The sequence below is a fragment of the Rothia nasimurium genome (assembly GCF_928391935.1).
Taxonomy (GTDB): domain Bacteria; phylum Actinomycetota; class Actinomycetes; order Actinomycetales; family Micrococcaceae; genus Rothia; species Rothia nasimurium_D.
Map to the genome: position 1 here is coordinate 1 of NZ_CAKMTD010000012.1, position 25,837 is coordinate 25,837.

A 25,837-nucleotide genomic window follows, 5' to 3' on the forward strand; every position below is an offset into this window, starting at 1 on the left:
AACGGTCTTGTCCGGTATGGCTTGAGGTTATTTGTAGAGATTTAACGCTCATATTTTTGCCGCGGGTGGGGCCGTTGTCTAGTTGGTGGGTGTGGGGTGCGTGTCTACTTTTGAATAAGCCTCACTATACGCTGCTTACACCAAGCTGCTTTTTCTAGCGTGTCTACGTTACCGCCATTAAAGTTCTCGATATCGATGAGTACCATCCGTCGCTGCATAGCTCTCAGCCTCCCTCAGTGAAGTTATTTACATAGTACACGACCAATTCACTGTGTACAACATACACAGTGAATTTTGTGTGCAGAAAATTCACTATGAGATAGAGGGTCCCTAAATCTTAGTCGAGTTCAAGCCCCAGCAGGGCGTTCTCCACAACCTCGGTGAGGGCCGGGTGGATCCAGTACTGGCCGCGGGCCATATCGCGGGCGCTCAGACCAAAGCTCATGGCCTGAATCAGGGGCTGAATCAAGTTGGGTGACTCCTCACCGATCAGGTGGGCACCCAGTAGCTCCCCGGTATCCTTGCGGGCAATCAGCTTGCAGACGCCTTCACTATCGTCCATAGCCCAGCCGTAGGCTACATCGCCGAACTTCTGCTCCTTGACGGTCACCTCAAAGCCACCGCGTTCAGCCTCTTCCCGCGCCTGGGCCTCGGTCAGGCCGACAGCGGCAATAGGCGGGTGGGTGAAGACAGCGGCAGGGACGTAGCGGTGGTCGGTAGAGCGCAGCTGGTCAGGGTGGATGATATTCCACTGGACGGTCCGCATTTCGGCGTTGGCCACATGCTTGAGCTGGTAGGGGGAGCTCACATCGCCCAGAGCCCAGACGCCCTTAACCGGCTGGCCGCCTGAGAGCACCCGCTGGTGCTCATCCACCTGGACCAGGCCCCGCTCGTCCACATCAAAGTAGGTGGCAGCATTGAGGGTATCGGAGTTGGGGGTGCGGCCCGTTGCCACCAGTACCAGGTCGGCAGGCACGGCAACCTGCTCACCGGCGTCCTCAAAGATCACCGTGACAGAACCGTTGTCGGCAGGCTCGATAGCCTTCAGGGCGTGGTTGGTGCGTAGGTCCCATTGGCGGGCGGCCTCGCGGGTGAAAATCTCAGCAATGGTGTCGTCGTGACCGCGAAGCAGGCGGTCTGACCGGACGGCCTGGGTCACCTGGGCACCTAACCCTGAGAAGACGTGGGAGAACTCGGCAGCAATGAAGCCACCACCAATGACCACCACGCGCTCGGGCAGCTCGTCGATCCGCATAACGGTATCTGAGGTGTGCACCTGGGGCAGGTCAATCCCGGGAACCTGGGGAAGGGCGACGCGGGAGCCTGTCGCCAGCACAATGTTTTCAGCGGTGAGCTGGACCCCAGAGTCGGTGGTGAGGGTCTTGGGGCCTGTGAACCGGGCGTATTCCTCATAGACATCGACATTCTCCAGGGACTTTCGCCAGGCCAAGCCGCCCTCGCTAATGGCGTCAATCCGGTCAAAAATCCGGTCCCGAATCTGCCGCCAGGCTGTGTGCTTGTGCTCAAGATCCACGCCGAGTCGGGCGGCGTCCTTGGCCCGGGCAACAGTTGAGGCCGGGTAGACATACATCTTGGTGGGAATGCAGCCCACGTTGAGGCAGGTACCACCGAAACGGCCGCCGTCGATGATGGCAATCTTCTTGCCCTCGTAGTCCTCATTAGGCAGGGAGTTACCGGAGCCAGAGCCGATGATGATGAGGTCGTAGGTACGCAGTTGATCCACGGTTTTACCTTTCACGCGCTGAAATCAGCCCTGAACACAAAGGGCTACTACCGACTATAACCGGTAGTGGCACCCCTTTATTCCACTTTATGACGATAGGGTCTTCCCGCACCTTTCACAGATGAACAAGGTTAATCTTATATTTAAATAAGATTAGGCTTACCTAATTATTGAAGTCTGCTGTTGGTTCCCTGAAAGGAGCTCCCTTGTTCCTCGCCACCTTCCTCATTGGCCTGCGGGAGGGGCTAGAAGCCGCCCTGGTCATCGGGATTCTCCTGGCCTTCGTCACCAAGGTCGGCAGGGCCGACACCCGCCCAAAAATCTGGTGGGGAGTAGGCATAGCAACGGCAGTTTCCCTCCTCGCCGGAGCCGCCCTCACCTACGGACGCTACGGCCTCAGCTTCGAGGGCCAAGAACTTCTCGGCGGCGGGCTCTCCCTCCTAGCCGTTGCCATGGTCACCTCCATGGTCTTCTGGATGGCCAAAATCGGCCCCACCCTAAAACAGGAGCTCGAAAACTCAGCCCGGCTCGCCCTCGCCGCAGGAACTGGCTGGGCCATGTTCTGGCTGGCCGCCGTCACCGTCGGGCGCGAGGGCCTTGAAACCACCCTCATGCTCTGGGCCTGGTCGTCCGCCCCCGCCGCCCTCGCCGGGGCCCTCCTTGGAATCCTGCTCGCCGTCGGCCTGGGAATTGCCATCAATAAAGGCATGATGAGGTTCAACCTCGGCCGCTTCTTTACCGTCACCGGGGCCCTCCTCATCATCATGAGCGCCGGAATCCTCGCCTACGGAATCCACGACCTCCAAGAAGCCCGCTTCCTGCCCGGGCCCTTCTCAGGGGCCCCCATCACCCCCACCAATTTCAGGACGGGCGAGGTCCTCGTCGGCTTCACCACCACCCCCTTCTGGGGAGCCTCCTTCCCCTTCGGCTGGGCATTTGACCTCCAAGACCAGATCGACCCGGCAGGCGCCCTCGCCGCCGTCCTCAAGGGAACCATCGGCTTCACTCCCCTCATGTCCTGGCTTGAACTCCTAGCCTGGGCCCTCTACCTTGCCCTAGTTTTCCCCCTGTGGAAGAGGCGACTTCGCCGGGCTACCCCTGCACAGTCGCAGGCATAGTTACCCCGAGCCCGTCCCCTCTTCTGCCCCACCCTACAGCCCAAGAAAGGCACCCCATGACCGCCCGTTCCCTCCCCCTGAGCGTCCTCACCATCGCCGGACTCACCCTCGCCCTCACCGCCTGCGTCGATAAACAAGCACAGCAGCAGGCCGGCGAAGCCATCACCGTCTCGTCCACCACCTCCGACTGTGCTCTCTCAACCAACACCACCAGCTCAGGCACCACCACCTTCAGCATTAAAAACGACGGCGAAAAGACCACAGAGTTCTACCTGCTCGGGTCAGACGGCCTGCGAATCGTCTCTGAAAAAGAAAACATCGCCCCCGGCCAAACCACCGACCTCACCGTCTCCCTCCAGCCGGGCGACTACTACACCGCCTGCAAGCCCGGCATGCGCGGTGAAAACGTAGGCACCGCAGCCTTTACCGTCACAGGCGACCCCATCGAACTCACCGGCGACCAGAAGGAACTCTACGAAGAAGCTGTTGCCAACTACGTCAACTTTGCCAAGAACGAGGTGGGAGAACTCGTACCCCGGGTTGAAGAATTCGCCCAGGCCTACATGGCAGGTGACGACGACACCGCCCGAGAACTCTACGCCTCCACCCGCGTCCACTACGAACGAATCGAACCCATCGCCGAGGCCCTGGGCATCCTCGACCCCCGAATCGACTACCGCGAGATTGACTACCTGGCAGAGGCAGAACTCCTGGCACAAGACGACCCGACCTTCACCGAGTGGCTGGGCTTCCACCGCATCGAAAAGGACCTCTGGGTCCCCGCAGCTGACAAACTCCAGCCCGACGGAAGTTCAGCCCACGAGGGCTGGCAGCCCTCCAGCGAGGCCGACCGCCAGCGCATCGGCCAGACCCTCATCACCGACGTGCAGGCCCTCTACGACGAAATCCACTCCCCCACCTTCATCGACGACCAGCAGCTCAACATCACCTCCGTATCCAACGGGGCCTCAGCCCTACTTGAAGAAATCGCAGTTGGTAAGGTCACCGGTGAAGAAAACTGGTGGAGCCACTACGACCTGTGGGACTTCCAGGCCAACCTCGAAGGCTCCCGGATCGCCTTTGACCTGGTAGCCCCCATCGCCTCTGCCGGGTCTGAGGACAAGGCCCAGCTGGTGAAGACCATCGACGCTGCTTTCACAGAGCTTGAGGCAGAACTCAGCCAGTACGGCTCCTTTGAGGAGGGCTTTGTTCTCTACGACACCGTCAGCGAAGACCAGCGGAAGCAGCTCACCACTAAGCTCGACGCCGTGCGTGAGCCCCTCTCCCAGCTCACCGCTGCCCTGGTTGATTAGCCCCTAGTAGCCCTACCGTCTTTTCGAGAGGACCCCATGACGACCACAGATTCGCCCCGTTCTTCTGGCCCAGCCGGTTTATCGCGTCGGGCTGCCCTGGCCCTGATGGGGGCAGGCTCTGGCGTCTCCCTGCTCGGGGGTATGGCCGCCGGGTACGCTGTCGGGCAGGGAGCTAGCATCCCTGCCCAGCAGCGGGACCTCGTCTTTGACTTTTATGGTCAGCACCAGGCTGGGATTATCACCGAGGCCCAGGACAGAATGCACTGTGCCGCCTTTGACCTGGCCGAGGGGGTGAGCCGGGAGGACCTGATCCTGCTCCTGCAGGACTGGACCTACGCCGCAAGCCGCCTCACCCTGGGCCTGGACGTCACCGCCGCGGGGGCTTTCGGGGGTGGTCCTGCCCTACCCCCACCTGATACAGGTGAAGCAGCTGATTTGGGGGCTTCGGGGCTGACCATCACCTTCGGTTTCGGTAGGAGCCTTTTTGTGGGTGAGGACGGCCAGGACCGCTTTGGTCTTGCCGGGCAGTTGCCGCCGGAGTTCCAGCCCCTACCCAAAATGGTCAATGACTTTATTGACCCTGCCCTGTCAGGCGGTGACCTTTTCATTCAGGCCTGCGCCTACGACCCCCAGGTTGCCGTTCACGCGATCAGGAACCTGACCCGAATCGCCTTCGGGGTTGCTACACTGCGCTGGTCCCAGCTGGGTTTTGGGCGCACCTCGTCCACCACAACAGCCCAAGCCACCCCGCGCAACCTCTTTGGGCAAAAGGACGGAACCTCCAACATCAAGGCTGAAGAAACCGACCGGTTGGCAGAGCATGTCTGGATCAACCAGGGCGTTGCCGCTGGCGGTACCTACCTGATTGCCCGCAAAATCTCCATGACCATTGAGGTCTGGGACGGGGTTCAGCTCCAGGAGCAGGAGAGGGTCACCGGGCGGGATAAGCGCCTCGGGGCACCCCTGTCTGGGGGTGACGAGTTCACCCCGCCTGATTTTTCGGCCCGGGATCAGGACGGCAACCTGCTCATTGATGAGCGGTCCCACCTGGCGAGGGTCCACCCTGACCACAACCAGGGGATCGCCATGCTGCGGCGGGGCTACAACTATGTGGATGGGAACGACGCCCAGGGCCGACTGGCCGCAGGCCTCTTCTTTATCGCCTTCGTTAAGGACCCTGCCCGTTTTGCGGTGGTTCACAAGAACATGGCCCGGGATGATCTCTTCGTTGAGTACCTCAAAACCCGCTCAAGCTCAACCTTCCTGGTCCCCCCGGGGGTGACGAAGGAGGGCGGCTACATCGGCCAGGGCTTCTTTGAGGGGACTTAGGCCTGGGGCTTTGAGTCGGTGCCCTGCTGGGCGGACGCCTGGGCGGCGGCTTCGGCGTTTTCGCGGAAGTTCCGCTGGAGCTGGCGGAAGACCAGCAGGTTACCGACCACAATATGAATGAAGCCCAGGGCCATCACGTAAATGTTCCAGCCGCCCTGCGGGGCAAGCACCCCCACCAGGAGCAGGATCGCGCCAAAACCAATGATCATCAGGTGAGTTACGTTCATGCTACCTAGCCTAACAGGTGGCTACTGGGGAACAGGAGAGACAAGGACGGACGCCCCACCCGGCAATTCCTGCCGGGTGGGGCGTCCGTTTGTGTCGTTTGACCGTGGGCTGGGGTTACTTGACCTTGACCACGATCAGGAGGTCACCGCCAGCTACCTGTGAGACTTCGTTGTAGACAACGCGCTCAACGGTACCTGAGACAGCTGAGGTGATGGAGGCTTCCATCTTCATGGCCTCAATGGTGGCTACCTGGTCACCGGCTGAAATCTCGTCACCGGGCTTGACGGTGATTGTGACACCACCGGCGAAGGGGGCTGCGATGTGGCCGGGGTTGGAGGCGTCAGCCTTCTCTGCTTCCTTGACGTTGGACTCTACTGAGTTGTCACGGACCTTGACGGTACGCTGCTGGCCGTTGAGGGTGCAGATGACCTCGCGCATGCCCTTTTCGTCGGGTTCTGAGATTGCCTGCAGGGTCGCAATGAGGCGAACGCCCTTACCCAGGGAGATGACATGCTCGCGCTTGAACATCATGCCGTAGAGGAAGTCACGGGTGTGCAGGATAGACAGGTCGCCGTACTCTTCGGTGGCCTTCTCGAACTCGCGGGTGGGGGCGGGGAAGAGCAGGCGGTTGAGGGTGGCGCGGCGGGTGGCTGAGTCCCCGTTCAGGGCTTCCAGGTCTTCAGCTGACAGCTCGTTGACCGAGGGCTTGGAGAGCTTGCGGCCCTCCAGGGCGCGGGTGCGGAAGGGCTCGGGCCAGCCAGCAGGCGGGGTGCCCAGCTCGCCGTTGAGGAAGCCGATGACGGAGTCGGGGATATCGAACTTCTGGGGGTCCTTCTCGAAGTCCTCGGGGGACACGCCCATACCGACGAGCTGCAGGGCCAGGTCACCAACAACCTTCGATGAGGGGGTTACCTTGACGATGTGGCCCAGCATGCGGTCAGCTGCGGCGTACATGTCTTCGATGTCCTCGAAGCGCTCCCCCAGGCCCAGGGCGGTTGCCTGAGCACGCAGGTTGGAGAGCTGGCCACCGGGGATTTCGTGGGTGTAGACGCGGCCGGTGGGTGAGGACAGGCCCATCTCGAAGGGCTTGTAGATGGCGCGGACGGCCTCCCAGTAGGGTTCCAGGGCACAGGCTGCCTCCAGGGAGATGGAGGGGGCACGGTCGGTGTGCTGGAGGGCGCCAACCAGGGCGGAGAAGGAGGGCTGGGAGGTAGTACCTGCCATGGAGGCGGTTGCTACGTCGACGACATCCACGCCTGCCTCAACGGCAGCCAACAGGGTGCCGATTTGGCCACCTGCGGTGTCGTGGGTGTGCAGGTGAACCGGCAGGTCGAAGCGCTCACGCAGGGCGGTGACCAAGCGGCGGGCAGCTTCTGGACGCAGCAGGCCAGCCATGTCCTTAATAGCAAGGATGTGGGCGCCGGCTTCTACCACCTGGTCAGCCAGGTTCAGGTAGTAGTCCAGGGTGTAGGTCTGCTCGTTAGGATCCAGCATGTCGCCGGTGTAGCAGATGGCAACCTCGGCAACTGCGGTGCCGGTGGCACGCACGGCCTTAATGGCCGGGGTCATCTGAGAGACGTCGTTGAGGGAGTCGAAGATACGGAAGATATCGACACCGGTCTCAGCGGCTTCCTTGACGAAGGCGTCAGTAACCTCAGTGGGGTAGGGGGTGTAGCCCACGGTGTTGCGGCCACGCAGCAGCATCTGGATGGGCAGGTTGGGCATAGCCTCACGCAGCTGGGCCAGACGCTTCCAGGGGTCTTCCGTCAGGAAGCGCAGGGCCACATCGTAGGTTGCCCCACCCCAGGCCTCCACAGAGAAGAGCTCGGGGGTGGTGTGGGCTACGGCAGGGGCTGCTGCCAGCAGATCACGGGTACGGACGCGGGTGGCCAGCAGGGACTGGTGGGCATCGCGGAAGGTGGTGTCAGTAATCAGCACTTCCTTGGTGTCGCGCACAGCCTTGGCAAAGCCTTCGGGGCCCAGCTCCAACAGGCGCTGACGCCAGCCCGCAGGGGGCTCATGGGTGGAGGCGTCAAAGGGTGAGCGGTAGGGCTCAGAGGTCTTGTCGCCGGGGAAGGCAGGTAGCTTCCAGCGGGGGTCCAGGCCCTCGATACGTTCGCCGTGGGGCTTGTTGACGGTGACGTTGGCCAGGTACTGCAGGGCCTTGGTGCCACGGTCTGCTGAGGGCTTCTTGGTCAGCAGTTCGGGGTGCTCGTCAATGAAGGGGGTGGAGACGTCGCCTGCCCGGAAGGTCGGGTCTTCCAGCACCGCCTGGATGAAGGGGATGTTGGTGGCAACGCCGCGAATACGGAACTCGGCCAGGGCGCGGGAGGCGCGGCGGACGGCGTCCTCGAAGGTTCGGCCACGGCAGGTCAGCTTGACCAGCATGGAGTCGAAGTGGGGTGAAATCTGGGCACCGGTGTAGACGGTACCGCCGTCCAGGCGGATGCCAGAACCACCGGCTGAGCGGTAGTAGGTGACCTTGCCAACGTCGGGGCGGAAGCCGTTGGCCGGGTCCTCGGTGGTGATGCGGGACTGCAGGGCAAAGCCACGCACGCGCAGCTCGTCCTGACGGATACCCAAATCTTCCAGGGTCTCACCAGCTGCAATACGCATCTGGGACTGAACCAGGTCAACGTCGGTGACCTCTTCGGTCACGGTGTGCTCCACCTGGATACGGGGGTTCATCTCAATGAAAACGTGCTGGCCTGCGCGTTCACCGGCGGTATCAACCAGGAACTCCACGGTACCGGCGTTGACGTAACCCAGTTCCTTAGCGAACTTGACGGCGTCACGGAAGAGGGCCTGACGGATCTCTTCGTCCAGGTTGGGGGCGGGCGCAATCTCAACGACCTTCTGGTGACGGCGCTGCAGGGAGCAGTCACGCTCAAAGAGGTGAACAATGTTGCCCTCAGCGTCAGCCAGGATCTGAACCTCAATGTGACGGGGACGCAGAACAGCCTGTTCCAGGAAGACGGTAGGATCACCGAAGGCGGTGTCAGCCTCGCGCATAGCAGCTTCCATGGCCGGACGCAGGTCTTCCCGCTTCTCAACGCGGCGCATACCGCGTCCGCCACCACCGGCAACAGCCTTGACGAAGATGGGGAAGCCAATTTCCTCAGCCTCAGCCAGGAGCTTGTCGACATCAGCGCTAGGCTCGGTGGACTTCAGGACGGGGATACCAGCCCTCTTAGCGGCCTTGAGGGCCTCGACCTTGTTACCGGCCAGTTCCAGAACTTCCGGGGGAGGGCCGATGAAGGTAATACCGGCTGCCGCAGCGGCGCGGGCCAGATCGGGGTTCTCGGAGAGGAAACCGTAACCGGGGTAGATTGCGTCTGCGCCGGCTTCTTTGGCGACGCGGATAATCTCATCAATGTCTAGGTAGGCACGGACGGGATGGCCTTCTTCACCAATCGGGTAGGCTTCATCGGCCTGCTGACGGTGAATGGAGTGGCGGTCTTCGTAGGGGAAGACGCCGACGGTCTTGGCGCCGAGCTCGTAGGCCGCGCGGTAGGCGCGGATTGCGATTTCGCCGCGGTTAGCGACCAGGATCTTTGAAAACATTTTTTTCCGTTCCGTCTCGTCACCTGGGAGGTACGAGACTAAGCCACAGTGCGTGTGTGAACACCTCAAATATAACCTTGAACACGAGGCAGGGTCTGCTTAAGTCCGATTTTTGAGCTGAATGGCGTAACTTTTAAATTTTATTGTGAATATAGCAACACTCAGGAAATTGGCTTGTAGGGGGAACCTTTTTCGGGGGAGGTCAGGACGCCTGCCCGGCAGGTAGCATAGACGGGTAAGTTTTGATGCAGATCAGGCAGGGGCGTATGGGCCAGGTAGTGAGCGTTTCAAGTTTGAAGGGCGGGGTGGGTAAGACCTCCGTCATTTTAGGGTTCGCTTCGGCAGCCCAGGCAGCTGGTTTGCGTTCACTCATCATTGACATTGACCCCCACGGGGATGCCTCTACAGGCCTGGGTGCCCCGTCTTCCTCCCCGGAGGTGGGCGAGCTCCTGCTCTCCCCTAACTCTGCGTCTCTTGAGGACGCCGCTGCCCCCGCCTCCTGGTCGGCTTTAGGTTCCCTGGGTAATGCCTCTGTCACCGGGCTTGATGCTGGCACCTGGGTAGTGCGCGGTTCAGCCCGCTCTATGGCCTTTGAAAACCTCCCCTACGCCCAGGCCCTTGGGGCCCTCCCCAGCCTGGTGGATCCCGTCCGCCCCCTCTTTGACCTGATTCTGGTGGACTGCCCACCCACCCTGGGCCGCCTGACTGAAACCGCCTGGGCCGCCTCCGACCGGGTGGTATCGGTTGCGGAGCCCTCCCTCTTTTCGGTAGCAGGCACCGAACGAACCTTACGGGCCATAGCCCGCTTTGAGGCGTCCACCGACTACTCCGTCGGGTCAGCCTCCGTATTGATCAATAAGGTACGCCCCACCGACCCGGAACACATGTACCGGGCCGAAGAAATGAGGGTCCTTTTTGGTGATTTGGTTGCCACCCCCACCATCCCTGAAACCCCTATTTTCCAGCGCATCCAGGGGGCAGCCTACCCGGTACACTACTGGCCTGAGGCCGCAGCCCAGCCCGTTGCCTCAGCCTTCACCCTCCTGCTCTCAGGCCTCATGTCCTCAGTGTCCTCAGCGTCCTAAGCATTCTCAGTGTCCTAGCGCCGCTGATGAGCACGCCCCCTGACAGCAAAGAACCCAAACGCTTACTAGCGTTTGGGTTCTTTGCTAAGACTAGATAGTTTAGGCGCCGGCCTTGCGGGCCCGCCGGGCAGAAAGTTCGTCATGAACCTCTGCGGTTTCTTCAACAGCGCCAGCGGTATTTTCGCCCGGAAGTGCGCTCAAAGACACCTCAAGCTCACGCCAGACACGGCCGATAGCGATACCGAAAACACCCTGACCTGCCTGGACCAGATCAATCACTTCCGTAGCAGAAGTACACTCATACACTGAGGCGCCATCTGACATCAGGGTAATCCCTGCCAGGTCCTCAACGCCACGGGCACGCAGGTGCTCAACTGAGGTGCGAATCTGTTGCAGGGACACCCCGGTATCCAGCAGGCTCTTGACAATTTTCAGCACCAGAACATCACGGAAGGAGTAGAGACGCTGGGAACCAGACCCCTGGGCTGAGCGGACAGTCGGCTCCACCAGGTGGGTACGGGCCCAGTAGTCAAGCTGGCGATAGGTAATACCAGCAGCCTTACAAGCGGTAGGGCCCCGGTAACCCAGGTTTTCATCAACCAGGGAGACGGGATCATCAAACAGGACACCCTGTTCCCCCACCGGCGAGGTACGGGGCATGACGTCCTCAAAGCCGAGCAGGGGCTCGTCCATGGGGGCAGGCACGCCTCGGAGGGCGCCAAGAGCGCCGTGCTGTTCATCGTGGCTGTTCACGGTGTAGCGTTTCCTTCCCTCACAGTTTGGTTGACTTACCCAATACTACCTGCCAGCGGCACCTTTTTCTGAGTTATTGGCACCGCCGGAACAGGCGTTTTAACGTGCTGTTTGTCATTAAGCAGAAACACCTTTTTTCTGCCCACCCTACTCCGACTAGGAGGTAGGGCCCTGCTCATAGCTAGGCATAGACCCTGCAACCAGGGCCATGTGCAGGCGCAGCAGCAGGTTAGCGATGTCCCCTGCCAAAGCAGCGGCCCGGGCCTGGGACTCTTCATCCTTCCGCAGGGCCAGGGGGCCAACAGCTGTTTCTACTAGGTCAACCTCGCGGTCAGCAGCGGCCCGGAAGGCACGCAGGTGGCGGGGGTGGAGGCCGTGGGCTGTTAGCTGGTCACTGACCCGGGTGACGGCAAGGTCATACTGGTCGTATTCTTCCTTCCCTTCAGCCAGCAGGCCGTAGGTCATCAGTTCCCGTAGTAGGGGCATGTCCACTCCTGCGGCAACTCCCAGCTCCCTCAGGGTATAGGTGACTCCGGGGTCGGCAAGGGTAGCTTCCTCCCGGGGCAGCTGGGGGGCTGAGGGGGCGGACGGCGTCGCCCCACTCCCCTGCCCACTGGCAGCCGGGGCAGCTGAAGTGTCAGAAAGAGGGAGGGTGACCCGGCCAGCATCCACGTCGTCCAGACGTTCCCGTATCACTTTGAGGGGCAGGTACTGGTCGCGTTGTAGCTGAAGCACGTAGCGAAGCCGCTCAATATCAGCGTCGGAGTACTTGCGGTAGCCGGTGTTGGTACGCTGGGGGCTCACCAATCCCTTATCTTCGAGGAACCTAATTTTTGAGGCGCTAATGCCCTCAAATTCCCCCTCAAGGGCAGAAAGAACCTGACCGATAGTCTTGTTCTTTGCTGCAGTTGATTCGGCCTGCGACATGCTTAGTTACCCTGGCCCAGGTAGAAGGCAAAGTGGAACTTGCCGATGTAAATTTCGTCGCCGTTCTTCAGGTAGGCCTCGTCAACGCGGTCGCCATTGACGTAGGTACCGTTCAGGGAGTCAGCGTCAGTCAGAATGTAGCTACCGGCATTGGGAATGAAGAGGGCGTGACGGCGGGAGACAGTCACATCGTCAAGGTATATGTCTGACTGGGGGCTACGGCCAGCGATGGTAATGCCGCTTTCGTCATCGGTGTCGGGGGTGATGAGGAAGCGGGCGCCCTTAAACTGCCCGTCAAGACCAATCAGAATAGCTGAACCTGCAGGCAGGGTTGCCAGAAGGTTACTCTCTTCGCTCGTGGGAGTGTGGGCATCAGAAACACCCAGGGTGCTCACGAGGTTCATTACACTGGTGGCGGGATGTGCGGCGTTATTCTGCGACATGGGCGACAGTTGGTCCTAGGGTTGATCGACGGCCCCAGTTTCAGGGCCGGGGGATGACTCAGGGTTCGTTGTTATTTTGTGATGGTTCCCGGTTCAAAGGTCACGAAATGGTAAACAGTGAACCGTTTGTTCAATCTTAGCTAGTTCAGCCCCATTCTGCCCAGGTTGGGTTCGTGTTCTTCCCGCAAATTTTCACGAATTTTACACATATCTCCCCGCCCAGGCTCCCGGATAGCTCCCGGCAGGCTCCCGGTAGCACGCCGTCCTGAACAATACCCCTCACACAAACTGCCCCTCCCCGCGCTGGGCGGGAAGGGGCACTAGAACAAGGGGGAGGCCAGACTAGGCGATTTCAGCCTCGTAGTCAGAAGCGGAGAGCAGGCCGTCCAGGTCAGCTTCGTTGGCAGGACGAACCTCAATCAGCCAGCCAGCACCGTAGGGGTCGCTATTGACAGTCTCAGGTGAGTCAGCCAGGTCTTCGTTCACGGCAACAACCTCGCCTGAAACGGGGGCGAAGAGGTCAGAGACGCTCTTGGTGGACTCGATTTCGCCGAAGGTGGCCTCGGCTTCAAGGGTCTCGCCCACCTCGGGCAGGTCAACGTACACGACGTCGCCCAGGGCGTCCTGGGCGTGGTCGGTGACGCCAACGCGGACGGTGCCGTCGGCGGTCAGGGCGCCTACCCATTCGTGTTCTTTGGTGTACTTGAGGTCGGCAGGTACGTTGCTCATCGGGGTTTTCCTTATCTGTTGTGGGATGACCGATCGAGGTGCGTGAAAACTCGATGTGGGGTGGGCTAACAGTTGAGGGAGGTGCCAGCCCTTAGTCACGATTATATGACACAGGGTACACAGGTGAGTGCCGCAGGTTACCTGCGTGTTGCACCTGTGTACCCTGATCGCGCGGGGTAGGTTCCGCTTAGATGACGCCCTCGGAGTACTTGTAGGGGTTGCCGAAGCGGTGGGCGGTGATGGAGACAGCCTGTTCGCGCACGAAGGGCAGCATTTCGATGCGGCCAGCCTCGGTGACGGGCTGGAAGTAGACCGCGATGTCGGGGCGGCCGTCCAGGGCCTCGTAAATGCTGGTGACGTCCTGGCCGATGTAGCGGATACGGGCGCCTTCCAGGGCGGTTCCCTCCAGCTGCTTGGAGGGGGTCTTGGCAATCTTAGCCAGGGAGGCCCGGTAGGCCTCGTCGCTCTGGGCCAGCAGGGTTACGCCTGCTGAGCGCAGGGCACCAGCGACAGCTACAGGCAGGTCCTGGCCGTGGCTGAACTCGATGGTGGCACCGGCTGCCAGGCCAGCGAGCAGGACGCGCAGGGCGCGGTCGCGGTCGCCGTCCTCGTCCAGACGGACCTGGACGGTGGTGGGCAGGTAGCGCAGGATGTTGCGCTCAACGCCCAGCTGGCTGGGGTCGTGGCCGACACCGAATTCACTGGCCCAGGCGGCGGCATCGGAGCTGGCGGCGCGGGTGAGCAGGGCCAGACCGGCTTCGTCGGTGGCGGTGGGCTCGCGCAGGGCGGCCAGCAGGTTGCGAACGGCGGCGCTGGTGGGGGCGGCAGAGGCGGTGGCTTCTGTGCTCTTCCAGTCGGTGAGGGCAACCAGGTAGTTGGGGCCACCGGCCTTGGTGCCGGAGCCTACGGTGGACTTCTTCCAGCCACCGAAGGGCTGGCGCTGCACGATAGCGCCGGTGATACCGCGGTTGGCGTAGAGGTTACCTGCCTGGACCTTGGAGAGCCAGAGCTCAAGTTCGGCTGAGTCCAAAGAGTGCAGGCCAGCGGTCAGACCGTAGTCGGTGGCGTTCTGCAATTCGATAGCCTCTTCGAGGGTGGCGGCCTTCATAATGCCCAGGATGGGGCCGAAGTATTCGGTCAGGTGGTATTCGCTACCGGGCTTGACACCAGCGCGGACGCCGGGTGACCAGAGTCGGCCAGTCTCGTCCAGCTGCTTGGGTTCGATGACCCAGTTTTCGCCGGGGCCCAGGGTGGTCAGACCGCGCTTGAGCTTGCCCTCGGGCTTCTCAATGACGGGGCCCATCTCAGCTTCGATGTCCTGGGGGTGGGCAACGTGCAGGGAGGTGACGGCGTCCACCAGCTGGTTGTAGAAGCGCTTGGACTCCCCGACCGAACCAACCAGGATCACGGTGGAAGCCGCCGAGCACTTCTGGCCTGCGTGGCCGAAAGCTGAGTAGACGACGTCCTTGACCGCCAGGTCGAGGTCGGCGTTGGGGGTGACAATGATGGAGTTCTTGCCGGAGGTTTCGCCAAAGAGAGGCAGGTCCTTACGCCAGGAACGGAACATTTCGGCAGTCTCGTAACCGCCGGTCAGGATCAGGCGCTCAACGGCGGGGTGGGCGATCAGATGGGAACCGGCGGCGCGGTCGGTGACCTTGACCAGGCGCAGGGCCTCGCGGGGAACACCGGCCTCCCACAGGACCTCAGCGATCAGGGCACCTACGCGGGCGGTCAGGGTTGCGGGCTTAAAGACGACGGCTGAACCGGCGGCCAGGGCAGCCAGGACACCGCCGACGGGGATGGCGGTGGGGAAGTTCCACGGCGGGATCACCAGGGTCAGCTTGACCGGCTGGGCGGTGGCCCCGTCCATCTGGTCAAGGCGCTCAGCCAGCTGGGCGTAGTAGTAGGCAAAGTCAACTGCTTCTGAGACTTCAACGTCGCCCTGTTCCAGGGTCTTACCAGCCTCGTGGGCCATGATTTCCATGAAGTCGCCACGGCGAACGGCTAGGCCAACGGCAACCTTCCGCAGGATTTCAGCGCGTTCAGCAGCCGGGCGGGCACCCCACTCGGCACCTGCAGCTACGGTTTCTGCGACCAGGGTTTCAGCGGCCTCGGTGGAGCCCAGCTCGTTGGCGGCCAGGGTTTCGATACCGATCTGGGTGGTCTTGGAGCGTTCCAGGATGGCCCGGCCCCACTCGCGGTTGGGGGCGAGGGCGGCGTCGGTGTCGGGGGTGTTTTCGAAGGTGCCTGCGGCGGGCTTGAAGACGGTGTCTGCGGTTTCGGTCAGGCGGTTCTGGGTGCGCTGGGGAGGCTGAACCTCGTCGGTCACGGCCTCAAGTGAGCGCAAGAAGCGGGTCTTTTCGCGTTCGAAGAGGGCCGGGGAGGAATCCAGGTCGAAGACGGCACTCATGAAGTTCTCGCTGGAGGCGTTCTCTTCCAGGCGGCGCACCAGGTAGGAGATAGCCACGTCGAATTCTTCGGGGCGCACAACGGGGGTGTAGAGCAGCAGGTGCCCTACGCGGCGTCGGATCACCTCGGCCTGCTGGGCGGCCATACCGATCAGCATTTCGAATTCGATGTCCTTTTCAACCCCGCGGTCTTCAGCCAGCAGCAGGGCAAAGGCGACGTCGAAGAGGTTGTGGCCTGCTACGCCCAGGCGGATGTTCTTGGTGTGGGCGGGCTGCAGGGCGTAGTTGAGAATACGCTTGTAGTTGGTGTCGGAGTCCTGCTTGGAGTCGCAGGTGGTCAGAGGCCAGCCGTGCAGGGCTGCTTCGACCCTTTCCATGGAGAGGTTGGCGCCCTTGACCAGGCGGACCTTAATACGGGCGCCGCCTGCTTCAACGCGGGCGGCAGCCCAGGCCTGGAGGCGCTGCATAGCGGCCAGGGTGTCGGGCAGGTAGGCCTGGAGGACGATACCGGCTTCGAGGTTCTTGAGCTGGGGCTGGTCCAGGATCTTGGTGAAGACCTCGATGGTCATATCCAGGTCCTTGTACTCTTCCATGTCCAGGTTGATGAACTTGGGGGTGGGTGAGTTTGCGGCCAGTTCGTAGAGGGGGGTGAGGCGGCGGACGGCCTCGGCAACGACCTCGTCGAAGGCCCAGTGGGAGTGGGGGCCGGAGACGGAGGAAACCTTGATGGAGACGTAGTCGACGTCGTCGCGGGCCAACAGGCGCTTGGTTTCGCTCAGGCGGCGTTCGGCTTCGCGGTCACCAAGGACTGCTTCGCCTAGGAGGTTGATGTTGAGCTTGTTGCCGGTTGAGGTGAGGTGCTTGATGGCGGGGCCCAGCTTGTTGTCGCGGGCGTCGACGATCAGGTGGCCGACCATCTGGCGCAGGACGGTGCGGGCGATCGGCACGGTGGGCCAGGACGCCTTGGAGGCCAGCTTGCCGCCTAGGCCTACGGCACTCTTCATGTACCAGGGCAGGAAGGCCGGGACGATGGGGGCAATGCGGGCAAGGTTCTTACCGGCGACGGCCTGGTCTTCGGGGCGCACGACGCCGTCGACAAAGCCGACGGTGAATTCGAGGCCATTGGGGTCTTTGAGGACGCCTGCTAGTTTTTCGGCGGCGGGATCTGCCGGGATTGCCTGGGCGTCTTTGACCCAGTCGGCTACGAGCTGGACGGCTTGGTCTGCCAGCTGCTGGTGGTGGGCATCGCTAAAGGGGTAGGCCATGGGGGTGTCCCTCCTGGTTGGTCCGCCGTGGGTGGCGGAAGAACTCTTGTTGTAACCTATTTCACCACCTTTGAGTCAAAAATACACCATTAGCAAAAGTGAATCTTTTTGAGCAGATAGCTTTAGTTCTGCTAACCTTTTATGTAACCCCTGCCACCAGGCCCAAGGAAAAGAGGCACCGTGTACGACATCCGCCGACTAGCCATGCTCCTCGAGATTCACGAGCGCGGAACCCTGGCCGCCGCCGCCAAAACCCTCCACCTGACGTCCTCAGCGGTATCCCAGCAGATCACCACCCTGGAAAAAGAGGTGGGAGTCCCCCTGCTCCGCAAGGTGGGCCGCCGGGTCGAACTCACCCCCGAAGCCCTCGTCCTGGTGGAAAGCGCCCGCAACATCCTCAAGGAGCTGGACGCAGCCCGCACCCGCATAACCCTGCTCGACGGCGTCCCCGCTGGCCAGATTCGTCTGGCGATTTTCCAGTCAGCCGCCCAGGCCCTCCTGACTGCCACCCTGGCCCACCTTGCCGAACACGCCCCCCTGGTGCAGTTGCACGTGGTGCAGATTGACCCCGAAAGCGGTCTCTCCCTTACCCGTTCCCGGGAGTTTGACCTGGTCATTGCCGAGTCCTACCCCCACCATTTCATCCCGGAATACCCGGAACTCACCTCAGAACTGCTCACCGAAGACAACCTGAACCTGGTCGTGGCAGCCGACGCTGAGGTAACCAGCCTAGCTGAGGCCGCCAACCTACCCTGGGTCTTTGAGGGGGAGCACAATACCTCCCGAACCTGGGGCATTAATCAGTGCAGGGCGGCCGGGTTCGAGCCGCAGGTGCGCTATGTGATTGACGATTTGAACACCCACCTGAGCCTGGCGGCAGGCGGGGCGGCGGCCATCATGCCCTCCTTTGCCCTGCCCGCAACAGGTGAAGATCTAGCCCGCGTCCACGGGGTCAAGGCCCTCCCCCTCCCCGGCGCCCCCTTCCGCGAGATTTATGTAGCGACCCGCACCGAAAGCGCTGCCCAACCTGCAGTCCGCGCGGTCAAGGCAGCCCTCCAGGCCGCCGTGGCCTCTCCCCCGACCCTCAACCACACGAGCGGGCAATAAACCATGTTTACCCTGTTTTCTGTTGCCGAATCACCGATCGCCCTTGATTTTTCCCTCGACCCTGCGGTGCTTGCTGAGGTATCAGGCACCCCGCGCCTGGGCTCCCTGCTGAGCTCCCACGTCCTTGAAGTTGAATCCCTCAGCCACCTTGATGTCAACGCCCACTCCCCCTCCGTGGAGGGCCTGATGCTTGCCCTGAGGGAGTCACTTGAACGACGCATCTGCCTGTGGCTCGGGGTGGTGGATGCGGGCAGGCTCCACCAGGTGCAGGCAATTCTCGGCGACGCCTGCCAGATAGCAGGTGCCAGGCGGGAGCCCCACAAGGACTGGGCCCTGCGCCTACCTGGGGCCACAAGCCTGGTCCCCCTCGCTGTCAGCCCCCAGCGGCTCCTCCGAAACATGCTGGCCCCGTCCAGCCCCTTCCGTGCTATTGCCTTGCAACATCTCGAAGGTCTTGACCCAAAACGCGTGGCAAACGCCGATCTCCTTGAGCTTCGCCGCAACGGTGTCAGCATGGTCCCCCGGAGCCTCATCTTCAGGCTGGCCCATTCGCCGGTCATGTGGGCCTACGCCATCGTCATGCTGTATTCGATATGCAGGGCAATTCCCGTAGCTTACCTACCTGGCTTCCACGGCAATATCTGGGTGCTGTGGGGGCTAGACGTTGCTGGCGCCTTCCCCTACGCCTGGGGTGTCATCGCCATGTTTACAGCCTCACGGCTCATGGTGCGACTGCTTGCCCTCCTGGTCGCTGTCATTACCTTCGTCGCCCCCTACGCCTATTTCTGGACGCACGGCCACCACTACCCCTTCTACGTGGATGTCATTGTGGGCTGCTTTATTGCCAGCGCCCTGGGCTTTGAGATTTTCCGCTATGTACGTGAAAAGCGGGTGCGCACCCGGTTAGCCCGGGCGGGCGCTCCCGCTTCACGTCAGTAAAAACTAGCGGCCCCGTTAGACCGAGTTAGTTGACCTGGCCACCTGGTCACGACCAAAGATGGTCCTCCAGGCGCAGGTGATGGCAAACCAGCCGCCACTTACCCAAAAGGCAACCAAAATCCAGAGGGGCTTTGCTGGGGCCAGAGCAATGAGGGCTGCTGTGGCCGTGATCCAGACCGTAATGGCTGCAATATTAATCCCCATCCATTTCTTCACCCGGAAGGGGTGGGTGTAGTAGGTGGGCGTCAGGGTCAAGACCGCCAAGACCAGGATGGCAATGATATTAAATGTCGCCCCGGTACCCATGAGGTACATGACCACTGCCACGATGTTCCAGGCTGCAGGGAAACCAACGAAATAGTAATCACTGGATTTCCAGTGTTCATTGGCGTAGCAGAACATGGAGGACATCAGGATTAGGATGACTAGGCCCAGGGCCAGTGGTTTGGGCCCTAGGGGAAGGGCCAGGTACATGAAGAGGGCCGGGATGAAGGTCCAAGTAAGGTAGTCGACGGCGATATCGACGATTCCGCCGTCGAACCAGGGGATGACCTCCTTGACCCGGGCCTTACGGGCCAGGGTGCCGTCCACCGCGTCGACGACCAGGGCTATGCCGAGCCACAGCCACATGGCAGTGTAGTCGCCCTCGATGAGGGCCACCCCGGCGAGGGTTGCCCAGGCAAGTCCTGTGAGTGTGAAGGCATGAACAAGCCAGGCGGCTAGTCGCTGAGTGGCAGTGGGCACGATGTTCCTTTCTAGGGCACCTTGTGACTGCAGAGACCAAGAGACTCAGCCTCTACTGTAGCCGGTTTTGCAGGAGGCTTACGCTATGAGGGCCCGCCTAACGTACGAAAGTCTACAGCAGACAGGGACTCTCGAAAGAAAGGTGGGCCCTCAAAGCCTCTTCACCCTGAGCCTTCAGGCCCCTACCCTGGCTCCTATTGGCGGGTCAGAAGCACCTCGCGGGATTGGGCCTCATAGTAGCCGGTGGTGGCAGAAAGCAGCACGGCTGTGGCACGTAGCTGAACCTGCGGGGTTTCTGCTTTTTTCAGGCCACCGGCGAGCTGCCAGGTGACGTCCACCGCCAGCTGGGTGCCTGCTGGCAGGTTCTGGCTAAGAGTCAGTAGGGAGGCATCAGCTTGCTGGGTTATGGTCAGCCAGGAGCGCACATTGTTGCTAGCTCCTGTGGCCAGCACCGGCTGGCGTCGGCCGGTGAGGAGGCCAGCCCCGTCCAGCACCGCTGTTTTGATGCGGACGGCTGTTCCGGCAGGCACCACAGTAGTACCCCTGTTGGCAAGGGTTAGCCGGGAGGGAACGGATCGCAGGGTCAGGTCCTGGGTGCGTTCCATGTCGCTGAGCGTCCGGGTGGCTCCCTGCCCCCAGGTCAGTTCAAGGGCCAGCCCCTGTTCGGTGACGGGCACCGGGGAGGTTGCAGGTGGGGCGGGTGTGGTTCGGGTACGGGGCTTGACGCTAGCCCCGGGTGGTAGGGCTGGGCCGGGCTTGGCAGGTAGGGCGGAAGCTGCGCTGGCCCCCAGGACGAGGGCGCCTGCGGCTCCCAGCCCCACTGCGGTCCGTCGGGTGTAGTGTGCCATGAGGTGACCTTTCTAGGCTGAGATTCGGTAGACGCCGCTGATGGTTCCCTGCCACCAGGTGCCGTAGGAGTCGATGGTTCCGACCATTTGCAGGGTGTCCCCGCCACCGAGGACGATACTGACATGATCAGGCAATTGCTGGGAGTGCAGGGTCCTACCAGTTGCCATGTCGATTGCTACCGCGTGGGCATAGGCTCCGTCTGCCAGGCCGGCGGGGCCGCGTCGCCTCTCGCAGGTGTAGATGATTCCGTCGGCGGTTGAGTAGCGGGGCACCGCTGACGAGTAAACATCGGGGCGATTCCAGACCTGTGTGAGCCCGGTGGGGGTCAGGTCCCAGCGTTCCATGCCCGGGGCGAAAAGGGCGCTAGCGGGCCGGGAGGGCCCGGCACCATCAGGGTATTTGGGGTAGGGGTAGCCAAAGGTATTGGCACCGATGACGGTGTTTCCGATTCCGATCATGGAGTTCTCGGTTCCGGATGCCCCCGGGGTAAAGAGGGGTGCAGAGCCCACGAGGGTGCCGTCGCTGGTGCGGTAGATGAGGACGTTTTCTTGCCTGTCGGCGTTGTCAGTCAGCATGACATAGTCGGAGCCGTTAGGGCCGAAAAAGGTGGGGGACGCCCCGGATCCCCAGGCCAGCTTGCCCGGTTTGCGGGCGCTGCCCCGGTCGTAGGTGCGACTCCAGAGGATCTGTGGGGAGCCGGTTGCGTCGGCGGTGAGCATGTAGATGGCGTGGGAGGTCACGACGCTGACGCCGGTGGGGCAGGCTGAGATGGAGTTGTCGATTCGTTCTACCCCCGGGGCCCCGCCGGAGCGCAGGAGGGTGGCTCGTACCCGTCCTTTCACGGTGTCGATGACGCCGATAGCCCCGTTCTTGGAGGCCACCCAGACCCTCCCCTGCCAGTCGGGCACTAGCCCGACGACCTGGTCGCCGGGAACTAGGGAGAGCATACCGGTCAGGTCGGTGCGGGAATCAACCCAGATACGACGCCCATCGGGCGAGTGCGCTAGGCGCAGGAGGGTGTTGGTGCCGTCGACGAGGACCATGCGGTTGTGCTGGTCGAGGTAGGCGTAGACGCCACCGAGGAGGGCACCCTTGGGGAGGTCGAGTTTGGCGAGTTCGGTGCCGTCGGGGTGCAGGATGACGATTTTGGGCACGAGCATTTCGAGTTTGTCGGAGAAGACCTGGGTGCAGAGGACCTGCACGAATTTGTCGGTACCGACGAGGACGGTGGGGCAGGCACCGCCCAGGGGTGTTTTGCGGACGCGCCAGGGCCGGGCCCCGGGCCCCGGCAAGGGGGTGCAGTCAGAGGCTTGGGCGTCACCGTGCATGGTGGTGACGCCGGGAAGTCCAAGGTGAGGGTTCACCTCAGCGTTATATACATGTAGGCTCATAGTGAACATTATGACCTAAGCAATAGGTTTTCTGCACGTTCACTGAATGAGGGCTGAGTGAGTTTTTATGCATGGGCTTCCCGCTGCCCATACGCTGCCCAAATATCCAGCTAGGACCAGACTTTACCCACTTCAAGACCTTCACTTCGTCTCATTCGGGTGCCGTGTAAACACCTGCGTTATATACACACGCTTTTGTTTTTCATCGACACAAAACCAGATACGAGCACCATGAGATAGATGGCGAAATTGCCACTGCGTCAACTGCGTACCGTTCACGACAGCATGCCCCAATTCTCCCTTTAACGGATAGTTCCGTTCAGGGTGAAAAAGTAGCGGATTATTCGTTAAATAGTCCCAGGCGTCGGCAAGTTTATTTGCCTGGACAGCTTTTAAATCCTGCCAACTTTTCACGACATCACGACTGACAGGAACCAACTCAAACTCGGTACTTTTGACCGGCCGTGTAATGTTCCGTGGCTTACTCATGACTAGGGACGCCCCAAAGGCACAGCATTTTCGACGACTGTATACCTTCCGCTCCGATAACCAGCAGCGAGCGCCTCTGCGGTATCCTTCCAAGCGTTGATGGTACCCATAATCAAATCTGGCTGGCGCAGTGAAAAACTTGCTCGGGCATCGTCGATGATGTCATGGGCACACTGAACCTGGTCGGTTTTTCTCAGGGCAAGCATCCAGGGGAAATGTTTTGTCATCTCAGATACCAGTTCGGAGTCCTCAGTTGTGAATACCGAGACTGCAACGATCTGTGCAGCCACGGCCAAAAGGGCCTGTTGCCTATTCAGTTCGCCCTCAGTCATGAGAACTAGATTTTCCCCGTCTCTGCGGGTAATACGAACTGGCTCTTCAGTGGCTGCTGCAAATACTTTCGCGGCAGATCTACTCAGGTCAGATGAGGCAAATTGAGTGGTTACAACAGTCATACCCACAGTCTAATTCTGAATATATTCAGAAGTAAATAGGTGATGCCATTTCACGAGCCCCTCAGGCGCTCCTAGAGCAGCCTCTCTGCCAGGTCTGCCTCTACCACCAGGTCGGTGATCGCGCCGGTGGCTAGGGCGGCACGCAGGGCAACGGCGCGGTGGCGGCCAGCAGCCGCGCACACCCGTCGCCCTATCTTCACCAACTCCGCCGGGGTGGGGCCCGTCGCCCTCTGATTCACCGCTAAATCAGCCCAAGTGCCATCCTCCCGAATCATGACGGTACACAAGTCCCCCACAATCCCCTCAGCCTGCAACTGCCGCATCTGCTCGCCATCAAAATAGCCACCGCTATAGACATGCGACTTGAGCTCACCACCAAAAGCGCCCACACCAAAGAGGGCGACATCAACCTGCCGCTGCACCGCCAGCACACCGCGGACAGCCCGCTCCCGCCACATAGCAGCCTTAGTATCGGCAAAATCAAAAAAGGCAGGCACCGGAAAATGAACCATCTGGGCCCCGTAGGCAGCTGACACCTGCCCTAAAATCGCCCCCGAATAGGGAATACCCGTATGCACCGCATTGCCCGCCCCGTTGAGCTGAACCACAGTGACACCGGTCAAAGGACGCTTGGGGAGGAACTGGGCAACCTCGGTGACAGTAGAGCCCCAGGCGACCCCCAAGGTAGTACCGGGAACCATCAAAGAATCCACCAGGTTCGCTGTTGCTATAGCCACCCGGCGCATCCGGGCCTGCTCAGTTGCATGGCCGGGAGCCCTCACGACCGTAGCCCTCACCCGGTACATGTCTGAAAGTCGTTTTTCGAGGGGGTCGGAGCGGTAGGCGCGTTCATGAATTTGAATGGTTACAACCCCGGTTTCACGAGCCGTTTTGAGCAGACGGGATACCGTTGGCCGAGACACCCCTAGGCGGCTGGCAATGGCAGCCATGGTTTGATGTTCCCCGTAGTAAAGGTGGGCTGCCTCCACCACCTGATTCTGACTTTTGTTCATCATTATTCAATACTAAATGAAATTCTGTTCACTCAGCTAGCCTAACCTGCACCAAGTAGTTGAAATAGTGTCAAAGACAATAACAGGCACCCCGTCGCAAGGAAGATCCCCATGACTGCCACCTTCACCACCCAGTCCCACCTCACCGCAGAGACCCGCACCCAGGCCCTAGCCGCCATGACCGATGAAGCCGGCGTAGACGTCCTGGTCATCGGCGGCGGCGTCACCGGCGCAGGCATCGCCCTGGACGCCGCAACCCGCGGCCTACGCACTGCCATCGTCGAGGCAGGCGACTGGGCGGCAGGCACCAGCGCCTGGTCCTCCAAGCTCGTACACGGCGGCCTGCGCTACCTCTACAACCTGGACTTCAAGCTAGTTGCCGAAGCCCTCAAGGAACGCGGCCTGCTGCTCGAACGCACCGCCCCGCACCTAGTCAAGGCCCAGCCATTCCTCTGGCCCCTCAAGATGCCCGTCATTGAACGCGCCTACTCGGCTATTGGCATCGGCATGTACGACACCATGGCCTTCGCCGGGGCTGGCGGCCACCGCACCGTGCCCGCCCAGCGCCACTTCACCAAGGAAGGCACCAAGAAGGTCTTCCCCGGTATCAAGGATTCAGCCTTCACCGGCGCTATCCAGTTCTACGATGCCCGCGTGGACGACGCCCGCCTCGTCATCGACCTGGTCCGCACCGGCGCAGGCTACGGCGCCCTGGCAGCCTCCCGCACCCAGGTCACCGCTATTAACAAGGACGCCGCCGGGCGAGTCACCGGCGCCCAGATTGTTGACCTTGAAACCGGCGATGAGAAGACCGTCAAGGCCGCCCACATCATCAACGCAACCGGCGTGTGGACCGAAGAATCCGAGTCCATGGCAACCAAGGACCAGGGCCTGAAGGTGCTGGCTTCTAAGGGCGTCCACATCACCGTGCCCCGCGACCGTATCAAGGCAACCAGCGGTATCTTCACCAAGACCGAAAAGTCCGTGCTCTTCATCATCCCCTGGCAGCGCTACTGGATTATCGGCACCACCGACACCCCCTACACTGAGGACCGCGAGCGCCCCGTCGCCACCAAGGCTGACATCCGCTACGTGCTGGACCAGGCCAATAAGCTGATCGCTGATGAGCTGACCGAGGCTGACATTATTAGCTCTTACGCTGGTCTGCGCCCCCTGCTGCAGCCGGTGGCTAAGAAGGGTGAAAACGCCGCTTCGACCAAGGTGTCGCGTGAGCACACCGTCATGGAAATCGCCCCGGGTATGAGCGCTATTGCCGGTGGTAAGTTGACCACCTACCGGGTTATGGCTAAGGACGCCGTGGACTTTGCCCTGGGTGACCGCGCCAAGACCCTGCCCTCTGTCACCGAGAACATCAAGCTGGTCGGTGCTGAAGGTTATGAAGCTTTGGCTGCCCGCGCTGGTGCGCTGGCTGCTGAGAACGGCTGGGATGCTGCCCGTGTGGAGCACCTGCTGGAGCGCTACGGCGCTGAGCTGGCCGATATTATCTCCCTCATCAAGGAAGACCCTGCCCTGGGTACTCCCCTGGCGCAGGCCCCCCAGTTCCTGCGGGCCGATGTGGCCATGGCGGTGCGTGCTGAAGGTGCCCTGCACCTTGAGGACGTGCTGGTGCGCCGCGTCCGCCTGGATCTTGAGGCTACCGACCGTGGCTTGTCCGCCGCCGACGAAATCCTTGAGATCATGGCCGCTGAACTTGGCTGGGACGAGGCCACCGTGGCCCGCGAAAAGGCGATTTACGCCGAGCGGGTTGAGGCTATCGCCGCAGCTGAAACCCATACCGAGGACGCAGACGCCGCGGCTGAGGTTCTCGGGGCAACCCATGTGGCGCCCCGCCGTCCTGTCACTACTCTCCACTAACACCATCTTTTATCACTAACAACCGCCAGGTGTCCGTATCAGGCACCCGGCCCGCACAGAAAATACGAG

20 protein-coding genes are annotated in these 25,837 nt (G+C 61.4%); 7 read left to right on the forward strand and 13 right to left on the reverse strand.

Going from position 1 to position 25,837, the window contains the following annotated elements; genetic code table 11:
* Positions 1 to 337 precede the first annotated feature (337 nt).
* Positions 338 to 1,735, reverse strand: a complete 1,398-nt coding sequence (locus tag L7A15_RS09910) for a mycothione reductase (RefSeq protein ID WP_237208980.1) — start codon at positions 1,733 to 1,735, stop codon at positions 338 to 340.
* A 215-nt stretch (positions 1,736 to 1,950) separates the two neighbouring features.
* Here L7A15_RS09910 and efeU point away from each other — a divergent pair, with 215 nt between their 5' ends.
* The 3 genes from efeU to L7A15_RS09925 are packed head-to-tail and all read left to right on the forward strand — an operon-like array spanning position 1,951 to position 5,504.
* On the forward strand, positions 1,951 to 2,862 hold the full coding sequence (efeU, locus tag L7A15_RS09915) for an iron uptake transporter permease EfeU (RefSeq protein WP_237208978.1): 912 nt from the start codon (positions 1,951 to 1,953) through the stop codon (positions 2,860 to 2,862).
* A 56-nt stretch (positions 2,863 to 2,918) separates the two neighbouring features.
* Positions 2,919 to 4,175: an iron uptake system protein EfeO gene (gene efeO / locus L7A15_RS09920; protein WP_237200924.1), complete on the forward strand. Its 1,257-nt coding sequence runs from the start codon at positions 2,919 to 2,921 to the stop codon at positions 4,173 to 4,175.
* A 36-nt stretch (positions 4,176 to 4,211) separates the two neighbouring features.
* Entirely contained in the window at positions 4,212 to 5,504 is a 1,293-nt protein-coding gene (locus L7A15_RS09925; RefSeq protein ID WP_237208977.1) for a Dyp-type peroxidase, read from the forward strand.
* Here the strand turns inward: L7A15_RS09925 and L7A15_RS09930 are convergent.
* Together L7A15_RS09930 and L7A15_RS09935 are read right to left on the reverse strand one after the other, a co-directional pair.
* Positions 5,501 to 5,731 carry a hypothetical protein gene (locus L7A15_RS09930; RefSeq protein WP_237208976.1) on the reverse strand — a complete coding sequence of 77 codons (231 nt, stop codon included), beginning with the start codon at positions 5,729 to 5,731 and terminating at the stop codon, positions 5,501 to 5,503. The two genes, L7A15_RS09925 and L7A15_RS09930, sit on opposite strands and share 4 nt — an antisense overlap.
* Before the next feature lie 115 nt (positions 5,732 to 5,846).
* On the reverse strand, positions 5,847 to 9,296 hold the full coding sequence (locus L7A15_RS09935; protein ID WP_237208975.1) for a pyruvate carboxylase: 3,450 nt from the start codon (positions 9,294 to 9,296) through the stop codon (positions 5,847 to 5,849).
* 245 nt (positions 9,297 to 9,541) lie between these two features.
* Here L7A15_RS09935 and L7A15_RS09940 point away from each other — a divergent pair, with 245 nt between their 5' ends.
* Positions 9,542 to 10,381, forward strand: coding sequence for a ParA family protein (locus L7A15_RS09940; protein WP_237188658.1), 840 nt, complete (start codon positions 9,542 to 9,544; stop codon positions 10,379 to 10,381).
* A 99-nt stretch (positions 10,382 to 10,480) separates the two neighbouring features.
* Here the strand turns inward: L7A15_RS09940 and L7A15_RS09945 are convergent, their stop codons facing one another.
* The 5 genes from L7A15_RS09945 to L7A15_RS09965 all read right to left on the reverse strand — a co-directional run bounded on the left by L7A15_RS09945 (position 10,481) and on the right by L7A15_RS09965 (position 16,906).
* The gene (locus tag L7A15_RS09945) at positions 10,481 to 11,074 is read right to left on the reverse strand and encodes a MerR family transcriptional regulator (protein WP_237188686.1); all 594 of its coding nucleotides are present in this window, start codon (positions 11,072 to 11,074) and stop codon (positions 10,481 to 10,483) included.
* A gap of 216 nt (positions 11,075 to 11,290) precedes the next feature.
* Positions 11,291 to 12,061 (reverse strand): MerR family transcriptional regulator, encoded by a 771-nt coding sequence (locus L7A15_RS09950; protein WP_237188656.1) that lies wholly within the window; start codon positions 12,059 to 12,061, stop codon positions 11,291 to 11,293.
* A 2-nt stretch (positions 12,062 to 12,063) separates the two neighbouring features.
* Positions 12,064 to 12,465: an FHA domain-containing protein gene (locus tag L7A15_RS09955; protein ID WP_237188655.1), complete on the reverse strand. Its 402-nt coding sequence runs from the start codon at positions 12,463 to 12,465 to the stop codon at positions 12,064 to 12,066.
* A 381-nt stretch (positions 12,466 to 12,846) separates the two neighbouring features.
* Positions 12,847 to 13,233: a glycine cleavage system protein GcvH gene (gene gcvH, locus L7A15_RS09960; RefSeq protein ID WP_237188653.1), complete on the reverse strand. Its 387-nt coding sequence runs from the start codon at positions 13,231 to 13,233 to the stop codon at positions 12,847 to 12,849.
* A gap of 187 nt (positions 13,234 to 13,420) precedes the next feature.
* On the reverse strand, positions 13,421 to 16,906 hold the full coding sequence (locus L7A15_RS09965; RefSeq protein ID WP_237188651.1) for a proline dehydrogenase family protein: 3,486 nt from the start codon (positions 16,904 to 16,906) through the stop codon (positions 13,421 to 13,423).
* Between the two features lie 180 nt (positions 16,907 to 17,086).
* On the opposite strand from L7A15_RS09965, the gene L7A15_RS09970 reads away from it, so the two are divergent.
* Together L7A15_RS09970 and L7A15_RS09975 are read left to right on the forward strand one after the other, a co-directional pair.
* On the forward strand, positions 17,087 to 18,013 hold the full coding sequence (locus tag L7A15_RS09970) for a LysR family transcriptional regulator (RefSeq protein ID WP_237188649.1): 927 nt from the start codon (positions 17,087 to 17,089) through the stop codon (positions 18,011 to 18,013).
* Positions 18,014 to 18,016: 3 nt separating this feature from the next.
* A complete protein-coding gene (locus L7A15_RS09975) occupies positions 18,017 to 18,952 on the forward strand; it encodes a hypothetical protein (RefSeq protein ID WP_237188647.1) in 936 nt (311 codons plus the stop codon).
* Positions 18,953 to 18,967: 15 nt separating this feature from the next.
* On the opposite strand, the gene L7A15_RS09980 is transcribed toward L7A15_RS09975, so the two are convergent.
* The 5 genes from L7A15_RS09980 to L7A15_RS10000 form a co-directional block, all read right to left on the reverse strand.
* Positions 18,968 to 19,696 carry a CDP-alcohol phosphatidyltransferase family protein gene (locus tag L7A15_RS09980; RefSeq protein ID WP_237188645.1) on the reverse strand — a complete coding sequence of 243 codons (729 nt, stop codon included), beginning with the start codon at positions 19,694 to 19,696 and terminating at the stop codon, positions 18,968 to 18,970.
* A 194-nt stretch (positions 19,697 to 19,890) separates the two neighbouring features.
* The gene (locus L7A15_RS09985; protein WP_237208974.1) at positions 19,891 to 20,544 is read right to left on the reverse strand and encodes a hypothetical protein; all 654 of its coding nucleotides are present in this window, start codon (positions 20,542 to 20,544) and stop codon (positions 19,891 to 19,893) included.
* Between the two features lie 12 nt (positions 20,545 to 20,556).
* Positions 20,557 to 21,936, reverse strand: coding sequence for a 6-pyruvoyl tetrahydrobiopterin synthase (locus L7A15_RS09990; RefSeq protein ID WP_237208973.1), 1,380 nt, complete (start codon positions 21,934 to 21,936; stop codon positions 20,557 to 20,559).
* 491 nt (positions 21,937 to 22,427) lie between these two features.
* Positions 22,428 to 22,880: a type II toxin-antitoxin system Phd/YefM family antitoxin gene (locus L7A15_RS09995; RefSeq protein ID WP_237200914.1), complete on the reverse strand. Its 453-nt coding sequence runs from the start codon at positions 22,878 to 22,880 to the stop codon at positions 22,428 to 22,430.
* 71 nt (positions 22,881 to 22,951) lie between these two features.
* Positions 22,952 to 23,896 carry a sugar-binding transcriptional regulator gene (locus tag L7A15_RS10000; protein WP_336603520.1) on the reverse strand — a complete coding sequence of 315 codons (945 nt, stop codon included), beginning with the start codon at positions 23,894 to 23,896 and terminating at the stop codon, positions 22,952 to 22,954.
* 108 nt (positions 23,897 to 24,004) lie between these two features.
* Here L7A15_RS10000 and L7A15_RS10005 point away from each other — a divergent pair, with 108 nt between their 5' ends.
* A complete protein-coding gene (locus L7A15_RS10005) occupies positions 24,005 to 25,768 on the forward strand; it encodes a glycerol-3-phosphate dehydrogenase/oxidase (RefSeq protein ID WP_237208972.1) in 1,764 nt (587 codons plus the stop codon).
* Positions 25,769 to 25,837 lie beyond the last annotated feature (69 nt).

Excerpts from the sequence above, each read along its gene's own strand:
- efeO (WP_237200924.1), top strand. The coding sequence starts at position 2,919 with ATGACCGCCCGTTCCCTCCCCCTGAGCGTCCTCACCATCGCCGGACTC.
- L7A15_RS09925 (WP_237208977.1), top strand. The coding sequence starts at position 4,212 with ATGACGACCACAGATTCGCCCCGTTCTTCTGGCCCAGCCGGTTTATCG.
- L7A15_RS09930 (WP_237208976.1), bottom strand. The coding sequence starts at position 5,731 with ATGAACGTAACTCACCTGATGATCATTGGTTTTGGCGCGATCCTGCTC.
- L7A15_RS09935 (WP_237208975.1), bottom strand. The coding sequence starts at position 9,296 with ATGTTTTCAAAGATCCTGGTCGCTAACCGCGGCGAAATCGCAATCCGC.
- L7A15_RS09940 (WP_237188658.1), top strand. The coding sequence starts at position 9,542 with ATGCAGATCAGGCAGGGGCGTATGGGCCAGGTAGTGAGCGTTTCAAGT.
- L7A15_RS09945 (WP_237188686.1), bottom strand. The coding sequence starts at position 11,074 with ATGGACGAGCCCCTGCTCGGCTTTGAGGACGTCATGCCCCGTACCTCG.
- L7A15_RS09950 (WP_237188656.1), bottom strand. The coding sequence starts at position 12,061 with ATGTCGCAGGCCGAATCAACTGCAGCAAAGAACAAGACTATCGGTCAG.
- L7A15_RS09955 (WP_237188655.1), bottom strand. The coding sequence starts at position 12,465 with ATGAACCTCGTGAGCACCCTGGGTGTTTCTGATGCCCACACTCCCACG.
- gcvH (WP_237188653.1), bottom strand. The coding sequence starts at position 13,233 with ATGAGCAACGTACCTGCCGACCTCAAGTACACCAAAGAACACGAATGG.
- L7A15_RS09965 (WP_237188651.1), bottom strand. The coding sequence starts at position 16,906 with ATGGCCTACCCCTTTAGCGATGCCCACCACCAGCAGCTGGCAGACCAA.
- L7A15_RS09975 (WP_237188647.1), top strand. The coding sequence starts at position 18,017 with ATGTTTACCCTGTTTTCTGTTGCCGAATCACCGATCGCCCTTGATTTT.
- L7A15_RS09985 (WP_237208974.1), bottom strand. The coding sequence starts at position 20,544 with ATGGCACACTACACCCGACGGACCGCAGTGGGGCTGGGAGCCGCAGGC.
- L7A15_RS09990 (WP_237208973.1), bottom strand. The coding sequence starts at position 21,936 with ATGAGCCTACATGTATATAACGCTGAGGTGAACCCTCACCTTGGACTT.
- L7A15_RS09995 (WP_237200914.1), bottom strand. The coding sequence starts at position 22,880 with ATGACTGTTGTAACCACTCAATTTGCCTCATCTGACCTGAGTAGATCT.
- L7A15_RS10000 (WP_336603520.1), bottom strand. The coding sequence starts at position 23,896 with ATGATGAACAAAAGTCAGAATCAGGTGGTGGAGGCAGCCCACCTTTAC.
- L7A15_RS10005 (WP_237208972.1), top strand. The coding sequence starts at position 24,005 with ATGACTGCCACCTTCACCACCCAGTCCCACCTCACCGCAGAGACCCGC.